Origin of the sequence: Streptomyces sp. NPDC002044 (genome assembly GCF_040296725.1) — a bacterium.
Taxonomy (GTDB): Bacteria; Actinomycetota; Actinomycetes; order Streptomycetales; family Streptomycetaceae; genus Streptomyces; species Streptomyces antarcticus.
In genome coordinates this window covers 1-14,759 of the sequence record NZ_JBEOXU010000143.1, presented here as the reverse complement: position 1 = coordinate 14,759, position 14,759 = coordinate 1, and the positions used below count along the sequence as shown (strand labels likewise).

Annotated in this window: 16 protein-coding genes and 1 pseudogene; 4 read left to right on the top strand and 13 right to left on the bottom strand. The window is 72.9% G+C overall.

Features of this window, described 5'->3' with window-relative positions:
- The 3 genes from ABT106_RS26305 to ABT106_RS26295 all read left to right on the top strand — a co-directional run.
- The coding region (locus ABT106_RS26305) for a pyridoxal-dependent decarboxylase (RefSeq protein WP_351281929.1) at positions 1-748 on the top strand (748 nt) is incomplete at its 5' end.
- Positions 749-971: 223 nt separating this feature from the next.
- Complete coding sequence (locus ABT106_RS26300) at positions 972-1,589, top strand: hypothetical protein (protein ID WP_351281926.1); 618 nt, start codon at positions 972-974, stop codon at positions 1,587-1,589.
- The gene (locus tag ABT106_RS26295) at positions 1,586-2,221 is read left to right on the top strand and encodes a DUF6875 domain-containing protein (protein WP_351281923.1); all 636 of its coding nucleotides are present in this window, start codon (positions 1,586-1,588) and stop codon (positions 2,219-2,221) included. Before ABT106_RS26300 ends, ABT106_RS26295 begins: the two co-directional genes overlap by 4 nt.
- Before the next feature lie 68 nt (positions 2,222-2,289).
- Here the strand turns inward: ABT106_RS26295 and ABT106_RS26290 are convergent, their stop codons facing one another.
- From ABT106_RS26290 to ABT106_RS26235, 12 genes are all read right to left on the bottom strand, one after another.
- Positions 2,290-3,153: an alpha/beta hydrolase gene (locus tag ABT106_RS26290; RefSeq protein ID WP_351281921.1), complete on the bottom strand. Its 864-nt coding sequence runs from the start codon at positions 3,151-3,153 to the stop codon at positions 2,290-2,292.
- Positions 3,150-3,872 (bottom strand): beta/alpha barrel domain-containing protein, encoded by a 723-nt coding sequence (locus ABT106_RS26285; protein ID WP_267726626.1) that lies wholly within the window; start codon positions 3,870-3,872, stop codon positions 3,150-3,152. The genes ABT106_RS26290 and ABT106_RS26285 overlap by 4 nt, the downstream gene beginning before the upstream one ends.
- Positions 3,869-4,594, bottom strand: coding sequence for a phosphoribosylanthranilate isomerase (locus ABT106_RS26280; RefSeq protein ID WP_351281918.1), 726 nt, complete (start codon positions 4,592-4,594; stop codon positions 3,869-3,871). Before ABT106_RS26280 ends, ABT106_RS26285 begins: the two co-directional genes overlap by 4 nt.
- Positions 4,591-5,736 carry an acyl-CoA dehydrogenase family protein gene (locus ABT106_RS26275; protein WP_351281915.1) on the bottom strand — a complete coding sequence of 382 codons (1,146 nt, stop codon included), beginning with the start codon at positions 5,734-5,736 and terminating at the stop codon, positions 4,591-4,593. The genes ABT106_RS26280 and ABT106_RS26275 overlap by 4 nt, the downstream gene beginning before the upstream one ends.
- A 62-nt stretch (positions 5,737-5,798) precedes the next feature.
- Complete coding sequence (locus tag ABT106_RS26270; protein WP_030721055.1) at positions 5,799-6,173, bottom strand: ectoine synthase; 375 nt, start codon at positions 6,171-6,173, stop codon at positions 5,799-5,801.
- A 99-nt stretch (positions 6,174-6,272) separates the two neighbouring features.
- Positions 6,273-7,115 (bottom strand): tryptophan synthase subunit alpha, encoded by an 843-nt coding sequence (trpA, locus tag ABT106_RS26265; protein WP_351281912.1) that lies wholly within the window; start codon positions 7,113-7,115, stop codon positions 6,273-6,275.
- Positions 7,108-8,151 carry a hypothetical protein gene (locus ABT106_RS26260; RefSeq protein ID WP_351281910.1) on the bottom strand — a complete coding sequence of 348 codons (1,044 nt, stop codon included), beginning with the start codon at positions 8,149-8,151 and terminating at the stop codon, positions 7,108-7,110. The genes trpA and ABT106_RS26260 overlap by 8 nt, the downstream gene beginning before the upstream one ends.
- A 101-nt stretch (positions 8,152-8,252) precedes the next feature.
- Entirely contained in the window at positions 8,253-8,510 is a 258-nt protein-coding gene (locus tag ABT106_RS26255; RefSeq protein ID WP_351281907.1) for a phosphopantetheine-binding protein, read from the bottom strand.
- The gene (locus tag ABT106_RS26250; RefSeq protein ID WP_351281904.1) at positions 8,507-10,057 is read right to left on the bottom strand and encodes an AMP-binding protein; all 1,551 of its coding nucleotides are present in this window, start codon (positions 10,055-10,057) and stop codon (positions 8,507-8,509) included. Before ABT106_RS26250 ends, ABT106_RS26255 begins: the two co-directional genes overlap by 4 nt.
- Positions 10,054-10,914 (bottom strand): MaoC/PaaZ C-terminal domain-containing protein, encoded by an 861-nt coding sequence (locus ABT106_RS26245; RefSeq protein ID WP_351281901.1) that lies wholly within the window; start codon positions 10,912-10,914, stop codon positions 10,054-10,056. The genes ABT106_RS26250 and ABT106_RS26245 overlap by 4 nt, the downstream gene beginning before the upstream one ends.
- Positions 10,911-12,164 (bottom strand): beta-ketoacyl-[acyl-carrier-protein] synthase family protein, encoded by a 1,254-nt coding sequence (locus ABT106_RS26240; protein ID WP_351281898.1) that lies wholly within the window; start codon positions 12,162-12,164, stop codon positions 10,911-10,913. The genes ABT106_RS26245 and ABT106_RS26240 overlap by 4 nt, the downstream gene beginning before the upstream one ends.
- Positions 12,165-12,202: 38 nt before the next feature.
- The gene (locus ABT106_RS26235; protein WP_351281895.1) at positions 12,203-13,414 is read right to left on the bottom strand and encodes an aminotransferase class I/II-fold pyridoxal phosphate-dependent enzyme; all 1,212 of its coding nucleotides are present in this window, start codon (positions 13,412-13,414) and stop codon (positions 12,203-12,205) included.
- A 316-nt stretch (positions 13,415-13,730) separates the two neighbouring features.
- Here ABT106_RS26235 and ABT106_RS26230 point away from each other — a divergent pair, with 316 nt between their 5' ends.
- Positions 13,731-14,633, top strand: coding sequence for an AfsR/SARP family transcriptional regulator (locus tag ABT106_RS26230; protein ID WP_351281894.1), 903 nt, complete (start codon positions 13,731-13,733; stop codon positions 14,631-14,633).
- Positions 14,634-14,655: 22 nt separating this feature from the next.
- On the opposite strand, the pseudogene ABT106_RS26225 reads toward ABT106_RS26230, so the two are convergent.
- Positions 14,656-14,759, bottom strand: a pseudogene (locus ABT106_RS26225) (ATP-binding protein); the annotation flags it as partial.

The following is a 14,759-nucleotide window of genomic DNA, read 5'->3' as shown; positions in this document are numbered from 1 at the left end:
GGCGCTGGCGCGCCGGTACGGGGCGCGGGTGCACGTCGACGCGGCGTACGGGGGGTTCTACGCGATCCTGGGCCGGGCGGGTGCCGGGGGTCTGGACGCGGCCCCGTGGCGGGCGATCGCCGAGTGCGACTCGGTGGTGGTGGACCCGCACAAGCAGGGGTTGCAGCCGTACGGCTGCGGGGCGGTGCTGTTTCCCGATCCGCGGGCCGGGCGGCACTTCGCGCACGATTCGCCGTACACGTACTTCACCGATGCGGAGCTGCACCTGGGCGAGATCAGCCTGGAGTGCTCGCGGGCGGGTGCGGCGGCGGCCGGGCTGTGGCTGACGCTGCAGCTGCTGCCGCTGACGGTGGACGGGTTCGGGCGGATCCTGGCCGCGAACCGGCGGGCCGCGCTGCGGTGGGCGGACCTGCTGGAGTCCTCGGACGCGCTGGAGCTGTACCAGCGGCCGGACCTGGACATCGTGACGTACTTCCCGGTGGCGGCCGGCGGTTCGCTGTCCGCGATCGACGCGGCCTCGGACCGGCTGCTGTGCGACGGGATGACGGCGGAGTCGGATCCGGTGTTCCTGAGCGTGCTGCGGGCGGACGCGGAGGCGTTCGCGGCGCGGCATCCGGGTGTGGTGCGGGACGCGGAGGCGGCGCGGGTGATCCGCAGCGTTCTGATCAAGCCGGAGTCGGAGCACTATCTGCCGGTGCTGCACGCCCGGGTGGCGGAGCTGTCCGCGCTGGGCCGCACCGCGGCCTGAGTCCGTCCCGGTTCGTGCCCCGCTGTGTCCCGCTCCGTGTTCCGTCTCTCCCGGCTTTCCCCGTCCTGTGCCCTGTTCTCCCCCGCTCCCCGCTCCCCCGCTCCCCGCTCCCCCCGTTCCCCGCTTCTCCTGGGCTTTCCCCGTCCCCGCTCCCCTCGTCCGTTTCCGTTTCCGTTCCGCGTTGCCTTTGCCGTCTCCCGCCCTGTGATCCGGAGGTCCTGCCTTGTCCCCGACCGCGCCGTCCCCGACGCCGACCGACCCGCCCGCCGCGAGCCGGCTGGGCCGGGAGGACGTCACCCGCCTGTGCGCCCTTCTCGCGTCCTCCTTCCAGGAGGACGCGCTGACCCGCTGGATGATCCCCGACGAGCACCGCAGAGCCGATCTGCTGCCGGGGTTCTTCCGGGTGTTCGTCGAACTGTCCGCCTCCTGCGGCGGGGTCCTCACCAGCCCCGACGGCGATGCGGTGCTGCTGTTCCTGCCACCCGGTGCGGAGCCCGACGAGGCCGCCCTGGACGCGGCGTTCGCCGCGGCCCTGGGCGGGCACGCGGATGCCCTGCGGACCATCGCCGCCCTTCAGGCGCAGGCCCACCCGCACGCTCCGCACTACTACGTCTCGTTCGGGGCGGTCCGTGCCGGCCGCCAGCAGTCCGGTCTGATGTCCGGGCTGCTGGGCGTGCTGGCGGCCCGTGCGGACGCCCGGGGCGTCGGCCTGTACACCGAGGCCAGCTCGCCGGGGGGTGAGGCCGCGACCCTGCGGGCCGGTTTCGGCCGCCTGGGCGGGGACCTGGTCCTGCCCGGCGGCGGTCCCGTCCTTCGACCGATGTGGAGGGATCCCCGATGAGGGGCGACGACCTGATCCGGTCCTGGACCACCGGCGAGGTGGCCCGGGGCGACGTCCCGGCCGACGCCCTGGGCCCGCTGTTACAGGTGCTGCTGTGGAGCCGGGACTTCCTGGTGTCCAGCCACCCCGATCTGGGCCGCACCGGCCCGGTGTGCCCGTACACCCAGCCCTCGCTGCGCAAGGAGCTGTTCCATCTGGCGCTGCCGTCCGCGGACTGCGACAACCTGGCGCTGGCGGTGGACTCGCTGCGGACCCGCCACGCGGTCCTGTCGGAGCCTTTGTCTCCGGAGGACCGCGAGCTGCTGACGATCCTGCTGGTCCTGCCGGGGTTCGATCCGACGGACTCGGTGGAGCTGGACGAGCTGCAGCGCAAGGCGAAGGACGAGTTCGTCGCGGAGGGGCTGATGATCGGTCAGTTCCATCCGGTGTGTGAGGAGCCGGGCCTGTACAACGAGGCGTTCCGGCCGCTGCGGGCGCCGCTGCCGCTGCTGGCGGTCCGCAAGCTGCTGGTGTTCGACCTGCCGTTCCTGGTGGGTGACGACTCGCATCTGGACCACTACCTGCAGCGTTTCGCGCCGGGGATCCCGTCGCGGATCCGGGACCAGCTGGTGAGCCGGGTGGTGGCGGTGTGACCGCTCCCGCCCCCGCTCCCCCGCTGGGGTGACCGACGAACTGGCCGTACCCGCTCCACGGGGTGCGGTCAGTTCGTCGTGGCGGCCCGGTGGGCCGTCGTGGCGGGCGGGAGGAGGTCTTGGAGGAAGGCCAGGGCGCGCTGGTGGTAGGTGCCGGCGGTGTGGCCCAGGCTGATGTTGTGGCCGGCGGCGGGGAGGTGGTCGACGGTGACGGACGGGGAGCGGGTGAGGCGGGAGGTCATCGCCGTCAGGGTGGTGTCGTCCAGGTGCCACCAGGCTTCGTGTTCGGCGAAGGTGAGGCGGACGGGGATGCGGACGTCGGGGGCGAGGGTTTCGAACTGGCGGGGCCAGTGGATGGTTTCCGCCGATTCGCGGGGCGGGGTGGGGGCGAGGAGGGCGCGGCTGGCCTGGAAGGTGCCGCGGGGGTAGAGGTGCAGGGGGCCCCAGTTGAGTTTGGTGGCGCCGCCGCCCAGGGTCGAGGGGAAGTGCAGGGCCTGGGGGTCGTACTGGTAGCCGGTGCCGGAGGTGTCCAGGCCCAGCAGGGGTACGGCGCCGCCGGCGGTCGCGGCGGTGTGCAGGGCGACCTTGCCGCCGTCGGAGTGGCCCAGGAGGTGGAAGCCGGCGCCGGTGTCGCGGGTGCGGGCGTGTTCCTTGAGGGCGGCGTGGAGGGTCTCGGCCTGCTCGGCGAGGGTCTGGCCTTCGGGCAGGTGGCGGGCGGAGGCGCCGTAGCCGGGGCGGTCCACGGCCAGGACGGCGTGGCCGGCGGCGGTGGCCAGGGGGATGAAGGAGTTCCAGTACGCGGCCCGCATGCCCCGGCCGTGGATGGCCAGGACGGTGGAGCGGGGCGGGGTGGCGGGGAGTGCCAGGAGCGCCGACAGTTCGATGCCCGCCGCGTGGAGCGTGTGGGGGCGGACGGTGGGGGGGCGGTTCACCGGACGGCCAGCCCTCGGCGGGCGCCCGCCATCGCGTCGACCCACTGGGCGGGTGATCCGGTGCGCAGCAGGGAGGTGCCGACGAGGAGGCCGCGGAAGCCGGCGTCGAGGAGTCCGGCGGCGGTTTCGGGGCTGTCGATGCCGCTGGCGCTGACGGGGCAGGCGGTGCCCGCGGCCTGGAGGGCGGGCAGGAGGTCCAGGGAGCGGCCGAGGTCGCCGGCGCCGCGTTCGCGGGTCTTGATGTCTTTGTTGTTGACGGCGATCACACACTCCTGGGGGTGGTGGAGGGAGTCGAGTTCGGATTCCTGGGTGATCTCGACGAAGGGGGTCAGGCCGGTGCGGAGGCATTCGGTGACCAGGGTGCGCATGCTGGAGGCGGGCAGGAGGGCGGCGGTGAGCAGGACGGCGGAGGCGCCGAGTTCGCGGGCGGTGTGGATCTGGTCCTTGCGGGTGATGAAGTCCTTCTGGAGGATCGGGAGGCCGGTGAGGGCGGCGACGTCGCGCAGGAGGGCGGGTGAGCCGCCGAACCAGCGGCCGGTGACGACGGAGACGCAGGGGGCGCCGGCGGTTTCGTAGGCGCCGATGATCGCGGCGGGGGTGCGGCCGCCGAGCATGTCGTAGCCGTGGGCGTCGCGTCGTTTGACTTCCATCACCACGGGGGCCGGGGAGGCCAGGAGGGCCTCGAGAAAAGGGAAGCCGGTCCGGTTCTGCTTGGTCATCGCGACAGCTCCAGGTCGGGGGTGGCGGCGGCGGTGCGCCAGGCGCGGGCGAGGGCGGTGATCTCGGGGATGCCGAAGGCGCCGGTGGTGTGGTCGCGGGCGGCGGTGTCGACGTCGATGCCGCGGTAGCCGGGGTGGCGCACGATGTCTTCGTAGGCGGGGCGGTGGGCCGGGGTGAGGCCGCCGGCCAGGAGGAAGGGGCGGGTCAGGCGGGGCAGGAGGGCGGTCAGGCGGGCCGGGTCCAGGGTGCGGCCGGTGCTGCCGATGCGGCCGTCGCGGGTGGCGGTGTCGAGGAGGAAGAGGTCGGTGCCGGCGCGGTCGTAGGCGCCGATCAGGGGGCGTTCCACGCAGCTGCCGTCTTCCTGGACGTGGAGGACCTTGACGATTCCGGTGTCCGGGGGGAGGGCTTCGCGCAGGGCCCGTACGGTGGCGGGGGGCTGGTAGGCGTGGAGCTGGACCCAGCCGGCGCCGGTGGCCCGCACGAGGTGTGCGAGGTGTGCGGCGTCGGCGAGGAAGGTCACCAGGACCGGCAGGAGGCCGGCCGAACGGGCCGCCGCCGCGAGGGCGGCGACCGCGTTCGGTTCCAGCTCGGACGGGCCGCCGGGTACGCCGTGCCAGAGGCCGACGCAGTCCGCCCCGGCGGCCGCCGCCGCCTCGATGTCGTGCGGGGTGGTGGCCCCGCAGACCTTCAGCAGTGTCCGGGACAGGGGGTGTGTGCTCACTTGCCGAGTCCCAGGGTGGAGGCGATGCGGTTGTACTGGATCTCGTTGGATCCGGAGTAGATCGTGCCGCCGACGGCGTTGCGCACGTCCTGTTCCAGGCCGGATTCCGACATGTAGCCGTGGCCGCCGAAGATCTGTACGGCGGTGAGGCTGGTGGCGAGGTTGGACTCGCTGGTGACGATCTTGGCGATGGCGAGGTCGGCGGTGATGTTCTCGCCGGCTTCCAGTTTCTCGCCGGTGTCGTAGAGCCATTTGCGGGCGGTTTCCAGCTGGATCTTCGTGTCGACGATCTTGTTGGCGATCGTCTGGTACGAACCGATCGCCTTTCCGAAGGAGGTGCGGGTCTTGGCGTAGTCGACGCAGCGTTGCAGCCGGTGCTGCATCTCGCCCACGTTGACGATGAAGGAGAGGAGGATCTCCCGTTTCATCACGTGGTCCAGGATGAGGAATCCGCCTCCGACGCGGCCCAGGACGGCGGTCCTGGGGACCCGTACGTCGTCGAAGAACAGTTCGCTCAGGGGGGAGGTCCGCAGTCCCATCTTCTTGATGGGGCGGCCGGCGCTCACTCCGGGGGTGTTGCGGTCCACCAGGAAGGCGGTGGTGCCCAGGGGGCCTCCGTCGGGGTGGGTGCGGGCGTAGAGGACGATGACGTCGGCGACCGGTCCGTTGGTGACGAAGACCTTGCTGCCGTTGATGACGAAGTCGTCTCCGTCGCGGACGGCCCTGGTGGTCATGGCCATGGCGTCGGATCCGCCTTCGGCCTCGGTGATGGCGTGGGCGCCGATGGCCTCGCCGGAGCAGATCTGGGGCAGGTAGCGCTCTTTCTGTTCGACGGTGCCGAACTGCTGGATGGGGAGGCCGGTGGAGCAGATGGAGGTGGTGACGGAGAAGCTCAGGCCGGCGTCACGGTTGTACTCGCCGAGTCCTTCCAGGACGTACATGGTGGTGAGGAGGGACTGCCCGAGGCCCCCGTAGTCCTCGTGGAAGGGCAGGGAGAGGATTCCGGTCTTCTGGACGAGCTTCCACTTGTCCTCGGAGAAGGCGGACTGCTCGTCGAGTTCGATGTGGTCTGCGCTGAGTGCGTCTCCCCACCGCTCCAGGCCTTCGCGCAGATCTGCCTGGTCGGCGTTCCAACGGATCACGACGGACCCCTTTGTGTCGGTTGCTGGCGGGTTGGCGGCGCCGGGGCGCCGGGTGGGGCGGCTCAGTAGGCGGAGGAGCTGTGGGCGTCGAGGCTGTGGACCTCGTCGCCGCGCAGGGCCGGCGAGAAGACGCAGACCAGGCGCAGGTCCTCGTGGGGGCTGGCGACGAGGAAGTGGGCGTCGTGCTGGTCGAGGGCGTACATGCGGCCCGGGACGATCTCGTGGGAGGTGCCGTCGAGTTCGATGACCTCGCCGGAGCCCTCGATGCAGTAGCAGGCCTCGAGGTGGTTGACGTACTCCAGGCGGGACTTGGTGCCGGCCAGGACGGTGGTGTCGGTGAGCGAGTAGCCCAGGCCGTCTTCGGCGAGGAGGAAGCGGCGGCTGAGGCCGTTGCCCCACTCGACGGTCTTCACGGACTCGATGTCGCGAACGATCATGGCGGTCTCCCGGTGTGAGGGTGGTGCGCGGATGTTCCGGATGAGGGGTGGAGCTCCTGGGTGGTGCGGGCGGGGCGGGTGCGGGTGGGTGCGGGTGGGTCAGGAGGGGTGGTGCGGTGTGGGGGGCAGGACCGAGCGGACGAAGGCGCGGAAGGCTTCGGTCACGTCGTGTCCGGCTTCCTGGGCGCGTTCGACGGCGGCGACGGCGGCGGAGCCGATGATCGCGGCGTCGGCGCCGGCGGCGCCGACGGCCTGGACGTCCTGCCGTGTGCTGACCCCGAAGCCGACGGCGATCGGGGAGGCGGTGTGGGCCCGCAGTGCGGTGACGGCCTGGGCGAGCGCGGCGTGTCCGGTGGCGGGTGCGGTGCCGCTGCGGCCGTAGTGGGCGACGAGGTAGAGGTAGGCGGAGGCGTGTGCGGCGGCCTGGGCCTGGGTGTCGGGCGGGCTCTTGGTGTAGCAGGTGGTGACGACGGGCAGTCCTGCGGCGGCGGCGGTCTCCAGGTGGCTCTGGCGCAGTCGTGGGGGCAGGGCGTGGATGAGGAGTCCGTCGGCGCCGGCGGCGGCGATGTCGCGGGTGGCGTCGGCGAGGTCGCGGTGTTTGAGGGAGTGGCTCCAGTCGGCGAGCAGCGCGATCCGCAGGTGGGTCAGGTGGGGGCGTACGTCGGCGATGAAGGCGAGTACGTCGTCCAGGCCGGCGCCGCCGCGGTCCAGGGCGCGGCGTGCCGAGCGCTGGATGACGGGGCCGTCGGTGACGGAGTCGGGGAAGGGGACGGCGAGTTCGAGGCAGTCGACCTTCTCCTGGTCGAGCATGAGGACCAGGTCGCGCAGGACGGGCAGGGGCGGGTCGCCGGCGTTGAGGAAGAGGGCGAGTCCGGGTTCCCGGCCGGGGGTGCGCCGGGGGAAGAAGGGGGCGGGGGCGCGGGTGGCGGTGGTATCAGGCACGGGCTGCCGCCAGGGTGCGGGGGGCGGGGGTGGCGGCGAGGCGGCGGGCGAGGTCGTGGGCGGCGCCGGAGCGGACGGCGTCCTCGGCGAGGGAGACCGCGGAGGGCCAGTCGCGGCGGGTGCCGGAGGCGACGATGAGGGCGGCGGCGCCGAGGCTGACGGTGCGGGTGGCGACCCGGCCGGCGGTGCCGGCGAGGACGGAGCGGAAGTGCGCGGCGGCGCCGGTGGGGTCGGTGGCGGGGCGCAGGTCTGCGAAGGAGCCGTCGGCGGGGGTGAGTTCGCCGGGGCGGATGGTGCGGGTGTGGCCGGTTTCGGTGTGGATGGTGTTGGTGGCGAAGGGCAGGAGTTCGTCGGCTCCGGTGTCGTTGGTGGCGAGCCAGATGCGGCGGGTGGTGGTGGTCGCGGCGAGTTCCCGCAGGGTGTCCAGGGGGGCGGCCGCGCAGACGCCGGTGAGCTGGGCGGTGACGGGGAGTTCGGCGAGGAAGGGGCCCAGTGCGTTGAGGAACCGGCCGAAGGGTTTCATGCTCAGCGGGGCGGTGGTGCGGGCGAGGCGGGTGAGCTGGGCGGGGTAGACGTAGGGGCCGGCGAAGGCGAGGCCGTGGGCGGCGAGGGTGTCCTCGGTGTGGGTGTGGGAGGAGGTGAGGCGGATGCCGAGCCGTTCCAGGAGGTCGACGGAGCCGAGCGAGCTGGTGTAGGCGCGGGATCCGGTCTTGACGACGTTGACGCCGGCGGCGGCGGCGACGAACGCCGAGGCGGTGGAGATGTTGAAGGTGCGGGGTCCGCCGCCGGTGCCGACGACGTTGACGGTGTTCTCCCAGGGGGTGGTGGCCGCCGGGGCGGGTCTGCGCTCGGCGAGGGAGTCCAGGAGGTGGCGCAGGGTCTGGTGGTCGGGCAGGCGGCTGGTCAGGGAGGCCAGCAGGGCGAGGACCTGGGCCCGGTCGAGGGTGCCGTCGCCGAGCTGGTCCCACCAGGACCGCCAGGTCTCCCGGCCGACCGGGGCCCGCTGTTCCAGCAGGGTGGTGAGTGCGTCGTGCACGGTCGCTCTCCGTCTCGTCTGCGTCGGGGTGGTGCGGTGGTGGGCGGGGTGGTGCGGTGCTGCCGGGGGCGGTGGCCGGGGGCGGTGGCCGGGGGGTGGTTCTAGGCGGCCGCCGTGCGGCGGGAGTCGGCGATGAAGGTGTCGATGGCCTCGACGCTGCGGAAGTTGTTGGGGTCCAGGTCGGCGTCGCCGATGGCGAGTTCGAAGCGGTCCTCGACCCAGGCGATGAGCTTGAGGACGCCGAGGCTGTCGATGACGCCGTCGTTGAGGAGGTCGTGGTCGACGGCGAGTTCGCCGGCCGGGGTGCCGGGGAGGAACTCGGTGATGACGAAGTTCTTGATGGTGGTGACGTTGCTCATGACGGGATTCCTTCGGCGAGAGGTGCGGCGGGTGCGGTGGCGTGTGCGGTGGTGGTGAGCTGGTCGAGGCGGTCGAGGGCTCTGCGGTCGACTTTGCCGGTGGCGGTCTTGGGCAGGGGGGTGTCGGTGAGGGTGAGCTGGTGGGGTACGGCGGCCCGGGGCAGGTGGCGGGCGCAGTGGGTGCGCAGTTGCAGGCCGGTGAGGGTGGAGCCGGGGGCGCGCTGGACGCCGGCGATGAGTTTGCGTCCGGCGATGGGGTCGGGGAGGGCGGCGACGCCGGCTTCCAGGACGTCGGGGTGTTCCTGCAGGACGCGTTCGATCTCGGCGGTGTTGACGGCGACTCCGCGGACCTTGACCTGGAAGTCGGTGCGTCCGGTCAGGTGCAGGGTGCCGGTGGCGTCGCGGCGTACGAGGTCGCCGGTGCGGAACCAGCGGCGGTCGTCGAGGCCGAGGGGGTGGGCGGTGAACTTGTCGGCGTGGCGGGTGCGGTCGAGGTAGCCGCGGGTCTGGAAGGGGGTGGAGACGTAGAGCTCTCCGCTGCCGGGTCCTTCGACGGGCCGGCGGGTGTCGGGGTCCAGGACGAGGGCGTGGACCCCGGGCAGGGGGTGGCCGATGGGGACGGGCGGGAAGGGGGTGGTGGTGGTGTCGAGTTCGTGGATGAAGCTGTCGTTGGTCTCGGTGCAGCCGTAGATGTTGTGGATGCGGGCGGTGGGGAAGAGGACGGGCAGGGCGGCGAGGGTGCGGTCGGGGATGGCGTCGCCGGTGAACACGACGTGCTCGACGCCGGGGAAGGTGTCGGCGGTCTTGGCGGCGGCGTCCTGGAGGAGTCCGAAGGCCATGGGGACGGCCTGGACGAGGTCGACGTCGTGGCGCAGGACCAGGTCGCGCAGGTGGCGGCCGTGGGCGGCGAGGGCGGGGTCGACGAGGACGACGCGTCCGCCGCGGGCCAGGGTGGTCCACACGTCCAGGAGGCAGAGGTCGAAGTTGAGGGGGGCGTAGTTCAGGACGGTGCGGCCGGGGCCGATGTCGAAGGCGTGGCCGGCCCAGCGGGTGAAGCGGTCGATGGCGTCCAGGCCCAGCGGGACGATCTTGGGGAGGCTGGTGGAGCCGGAGGTGGTGAGCATGAGGGCCGTGTCGGCGGCCTCGTCGGCGGGGAGCGGCTGGGCGGGGGTGTGGGGGCTGGGGGCCAGGCGGGCGGGTGTTCCGCCGGGGGCCAGGACGTGGGCGACGCCTGCCTGGGCGAAGAGGTCGGCGAGGAGGGTGTCGGCGAGGGCGGGTGAGGGCAGGAGCAGGGGCCGGTGGGCGAGGAGGCAGGCCAGGACGAGCGCGACGGTGGCCGGGGACTTGTCGGCGAGGATGCCGACGGGGGTGTGCGGGGGCAGGCCCAGGCGGGCGAGGCGTTCGCGTTCGCGGCCGGCGAGTTCGTACAGGGCGCGGTAGGTGGTCTCCTCGCCGTTGAAGAGGAGCGCGGTGGCGTGGGGGCGGTCGCGGACCTGGGTGAGGAATCCGCCGAGGAGGCCGAGTTCGACGGCCGGGGTGGTGGTCACGGGTGGTCGCCTCCCTGGGGGCGGGCGGGCTGGGCGAGCTCGATCCAGCCGCTCTTGACGGCGGTGCCGGCGGGGGTCTTGCAGGTGAAGCGGATGACGCGGGCCGCGGCGTCGGGCTGGAGGGTGATCTCCAGGGGGACGCCGGGGGGTACGGGGGCGGAGAAGCGGCAGCCGAGGCCGCGGACGCGGGCGGAGTCGCCGTCGGCGAAGCGGTCGGCGGCTTCCTCGACGGCGAGGGCGACGACGCTCATGCCGTGGGCGATGACGGTGTCGAAGCCGGCGGCGCGGGCGGCGCGGGCGTCGAGGTGGATGGGGTTGAGGTCGCCGGAGGCGTGGGCGTAGGTGCTGATCCAGTCGGTGGTCAGGGCGTGTACGGCGCTGTGGGGGGTGCCGGTGCCGTCGGGGGCGGGGGCCGGCGGGGCGGCGCCGGTGATGTCGCCGAAGGGTTCCAGGGTGGTGGCGCCGACGAGGAGGGCGGAGATGAGGAGTTCGGCGAAGGGTTCGGGGCCGTCCTCGCCGGTGAGGCGGATCCGCAGGGCGATGCGGGCGCCGCGGGGTTCCTTGCGGATGCCGGCGACGTCGAGGCGGGCGGTGACCTCCTCGCCGGGGCGGACGGGGCGCTGGGTGCGGATGTCCTGGCCGAGGTGGACCACGGAGACGGGTCCGGGTTCGCCGGCGGTGAGGGCGGCGACGGTCTGTTCGGCGAGGGTGTGGGCCAGGACGAAGGTGTGGACGGGTGAGGCCTGGCCGGGGCGGGCGGTGGGCAGGCCGGGCCGGGCGGCGCCGCGGTAGTCGGTGATCTGCGGTTCGGTGACGGTCAGGGTGCGGACCGGGGAGGGGAGCGTGAGGAGCGTCATGCGGGGACCACCACCACGGAGGAGTTGTGGCCGCCGAACCCGAAGGAGTTCGTGATCGCGGGCCCGGGGCGCACGGCGCGGGGGGTGCCGTGGACGACGTCGATGTGCATTCCTGGCTCCAGCTGTTCGTGGTTGGCGGTGGGCGGTACCTCGCAGTGCCGCATGGCCTGCACGGTGGCGATGAGTTCGACGGCGCCGGCGGCGCCGATGAGGTGGCCGATGACCGACTTGGGGGCGGTGACGGGCGGCTGGGCGGTGCCGAAGACCTTGGTGAGGGCGGCGGCTTCGGAGCGGTCGTTGTGGGGGGTGGAGGTGCCGTGGGCGTTGACGTGGACGATGTCGTGGGCGTCGAGTCCGGCGTCGGCGATGGCTCCGGCCATGGCGGCGGCGGCGCCCGCGCCGTCGGGCAGCGGCATGGCGAGGTGGTGGGCGTCGGCGGTGGCGGCGTATCCGGCGACCAGGCCGTAGGTGGTGGCGCCGCGGGCGCGGGCGTCGTCCAGGCGTTCCAGGACGACGAATCCGGCGCCCTCCCCCATGACGAATCCGTCGCGGTCCTTGTCGAAGGGGCGTGAGGCGTGTTCGGGGTCGTCGTTGCGGAAGGAGACGGCGTTGAGGTTGCCGAAGCCGGCCAGGGTGACGGGGGTGAGGGTGTGTTCGGCGCCGCCGGCGATGACGAGGTCGGCGCGGTGGGTCTGCAGGAGCATCAGGGCGTGGCCGATGGCGTCGGCGCCGCTGGCGCAGGTGTTGGCGACGGTCAGGGCGGGGCCGGTCCAGCCGAGGCGGATGGCGATGTGGGCGGCGGCCGCGTTGGGCATCGTCATCAGCGGCATCAGCGGGTTGACGCGGGCGGGGCCGCCTTCGGTGAAGTGGGCGGACTCCAGGTCGCTGGTGGCGCGGCCGCCGACCGCGTTGCCGACGACGATGGCGGTGCGGCCGGCTTCGGCGGTGGGTGAGCCGGCGTCGCGGTGGGCGGCGAGGGCGGCGGCGGTGCCGTAGTGGGCGAAGGGGTCCATCCGGCGGGCTTCCTTGGCGGGGACGAGGCCGGCGAGGCCGTCCAGGCCGCGGACGCGGCAGCCGATGCGGACGCGGTGGCGGCTGAGGTCGAAGTGGGTGAGGGTGGCGGCGGTGGACCGGCCGGCCCGCAGCGTGTCCCACAGGTCGTCGGGGGTGCACCCGCCGGGGGTGACCACGCCCATGCCGGTGATGGCTACGGGCGGCCGCGCCGAACTGCCCCTGGACGGTCCAGGCATGTGTGCTCCCTTGGGTGGGTGGGGTCGTCGTGGGGGCGTCAGATGATGCGGCACTCGCGTGCCGAGGCGATGAAAGCCTCGGCGGCGAACTCGAGGTCGGCCTTGGTGTGGGCGGCGGTGATCGCGATGCGCAGGCGGGCCAGGTCGTTGGGGACGGCCGGGGTGACGACGGGGAGGCCGATGACGCCGTTCTTGCGGCAGACGGTGGCGTAGTCGTAGGCGGCGGTGTCGGAGCCGGCGATGACGGGGACGACGGCGGTCTCGCTGTCGACGGTGCTGATGCCGGCGTCGTGGAGGGTGGTGCGGAAGCGCTCGGACTCGCGCTGGATGAACTCCACGCGCTCGGGCTCGCGCTGCAGGATCCGCAGGGACTCCAGGGCGGCGGCGGACTGGGCGGGGCCCAGGGCGGCGGAGAAGAGGAAGGGGCGGGCGGCGTACTTGAGGTGGTGGATGAGTTCGGCGGAGCCGGCGACCCAGCCGCCCATGGAGGGGATGGCCTTGGAGAGGGTGCCGAGTTTGACGTCGACCTTGACCTCGTAGTCGAAGTGCTCCTCGATGCCCTTGCCGGTGGCGCCGATGACGCCGAGCGCGTGGGCCTCGTCGACCATCAGCAGGGCGTTGTGGGCGTCGCAGACCGTGCGGAGGTCGACGAGGGGGGCGATGTCGCCGTCCATGGAGTAGACGCTGTCGACGATGACCAGGCGCACTCCGGTGTCGGGGGCGGCGGCCAGGCGGCGCTCGAGGTGGGCGACGTCGTTGTGGCGGAAGCGGGTGACGGTGGCGCCGGAGAGCTTGCAGCCGTCGACGATGCTGGCGTGGTCGTACTTGTCGATGAAGACGGTGTCGCCGGGGCCGACCAGGGCGCCGACGGTGCCGACGTTCGCGGCGTAGCCGGAGCCGAAGACGAGGGCCTGCTGGCGGCCGGCGAACTTGGCGACCTCGGCTTCCAGTTCCTCGTGCAGGGGGGTGGAGCCGGCGAGGGCGCGCACTCCGTGGTTTCCGGTGCCGTAGCGGTCGACGGCGGCCTTGGCGGCCGAGACGACGCGTTCGTCGCCGGCGAGGCCGAGGTAGCTGTAGCCGGACATCATGAGGAGGCGCTGGCCGTCCTGGTCCGCGTAGGCGGAGTCGCGCTCGACGGTGTAGGCGACGAAGCTGTTCTTGCGGTTGGGCTCGTATTCCAGGGACTGGACGCGGTCCCTGAAGTAGGCCAGCTTCGGCTCGAGTCGGCTCCAGGCAGCGGATGCGTTCACGTTCTTCTCCTCGTTCGCGATCGTCCGGCGGACCCGGAACTCCCTCTGTGCTCCGCCGTTGTTCCGGCGGGGCTCTAGTGGAATTCCATTAAGGCTCCTGGGGCGCAATAGCGGCGCAAGAGCGGGGCCACAGTGGAACCACAGCGGGGCTACAGCAGTACGCGAAGAGGTAAAGGGGCCGCCCGGGCCTGGGGTTTCATTCGCGGGGAAATGTTTGCCGACCGCTGTTGACATGCGGAGACGGCCCGCCGGTATCCTCTGAATCGCACGAACTAGGGGGACACGGCCGGAAGCCGACCGTTTCGGAGAGTGCATAGTGCTGATCAGACTGATAGGGCTTGTCACGATCGAGCCGGACGGAGCAGCGCCGCAGCACCTCTCCAGCGCCCAGGCGCAGGTGGCGTTCGCCCGGCTGCTGATCGAGCGCGACGGGGGAACGGACCGCGACCAGCTGGCCGAAACCGTGTGGCCCGAGGGGCTGCCGGACACCTGGGCGTCGGCGCTGCGGAGCCTGGTGAGCCGGGTGCGTACGTTCGTCTCCACGCCGCAGGACCAGCCGGGGGTGATTCCGCTGGTCGCGCAGAGCGGCCGCTATCTGCTGCGGATCCCGCAGGACGCGGCCGTGGACGTGGAGTGCGCGGAGATCGCGGTGGCCGAGGCGTCGGAGGCGTACGCGGAGGGCGCCTTCGCGGTGGCCCAGCAGCTGGCGGCCGGCGCGGTGTCCAACCTGCGGGGCTCGTTCCTGCCCTCGCACGAGGGCGAGTGGGTCAACGCGATGCGCGAGCAGCTGGAGGAGCTGCGGCTGAAGGCGCTGGAGACGGCGAGCCTGGCGTCCTCGGCGCTGGGCGACGAGCACCACGCGCTGCGGTACGCGGAGGAGGCGGTGCGCCGGGCGCCGTTCCGGGAGAGTGCCTACCGCTGCCGGATGGCGGCGCACACGCGGGCCGGGAACCGGGCGGAGGCGCTGCGCAGTTACCAGCAGTTGCGGGAGGTGCTGGCGGAGGAGCTGGGCATCGATCCGGCGCCGGAGACGGAGGCGGCGTACCTGGAGCTGCTGCGGACGCCGGAGCCGCGGCCGGCGCTGCGGTCGTTCACCTGTCTGGACCCGGTGCTGATGGGGGTGTTCGAGGTGGACCACCGGGCGCCGGCGCCGCGGCCGTGTTCGCTGGCGGACCACGGGTGCGTGACGCACCCGGTGCGCTCCTCCCCCGCCGCCTGAGCGGTCGGGTACGGGAACGGGAAGGGCCGCCGTCCGCCGCCATCGCCCGCAGCCGCAGGGCACAGGGCCCGTACGCGTGCCGGTAGGCGTTGGAGACCAGCTCGCTCGCCAGCAGCTCGGCGGTGT

Excerpts from the sequence above, each read along its gene's own strand:
- ABT106_RS26295 (WP_351281923.1), top strand. The coding sequence starts at position 1,586 with ATGAGGGGCGACGACCTGATCCGGTCCTGGACCACCGGCGAGGTGGCC.
- ABT106_RS26285 (WP_267726626.1), bottom strand. The coding sequence starts at position 3,872 with ATGACCAAGCAGAACCGGACCGGCTTCCCTTTTCTCGAGGCCCTCCTG.
- ABT106_RS26270 (WP_030721055.1), bottom strand. The coding sequence starts at position 6,173 with ATGATCGTTCGCGACATCGAGTCCGTGAAGACCGTCGAGTGGGGCAAC.
- ABT106_RS26255 (WP_351281907.1), bottom strand. The coding sequence starts at position 8,510 with ATGAGCAACGTCACCACCATCAAGAACTTCGTCATCACCGAGTTCCTC.
- ABT106_RS26245 (WP_351281901.1), bottom strand. The coding sequence starts at position 10,914 with ATGACGCTCCTCACGCTCCCCTCCCCGGTCCGCACCCTGACCGTCACC.
- ABT106_RS26240 (WP_351281898.1), bottom strand. The coding sequence starts at position 12,164 with ATGCCTGGACCGTCCAGGGGCAGTTCGGCGCGGCCGCCCGTAGCCATC.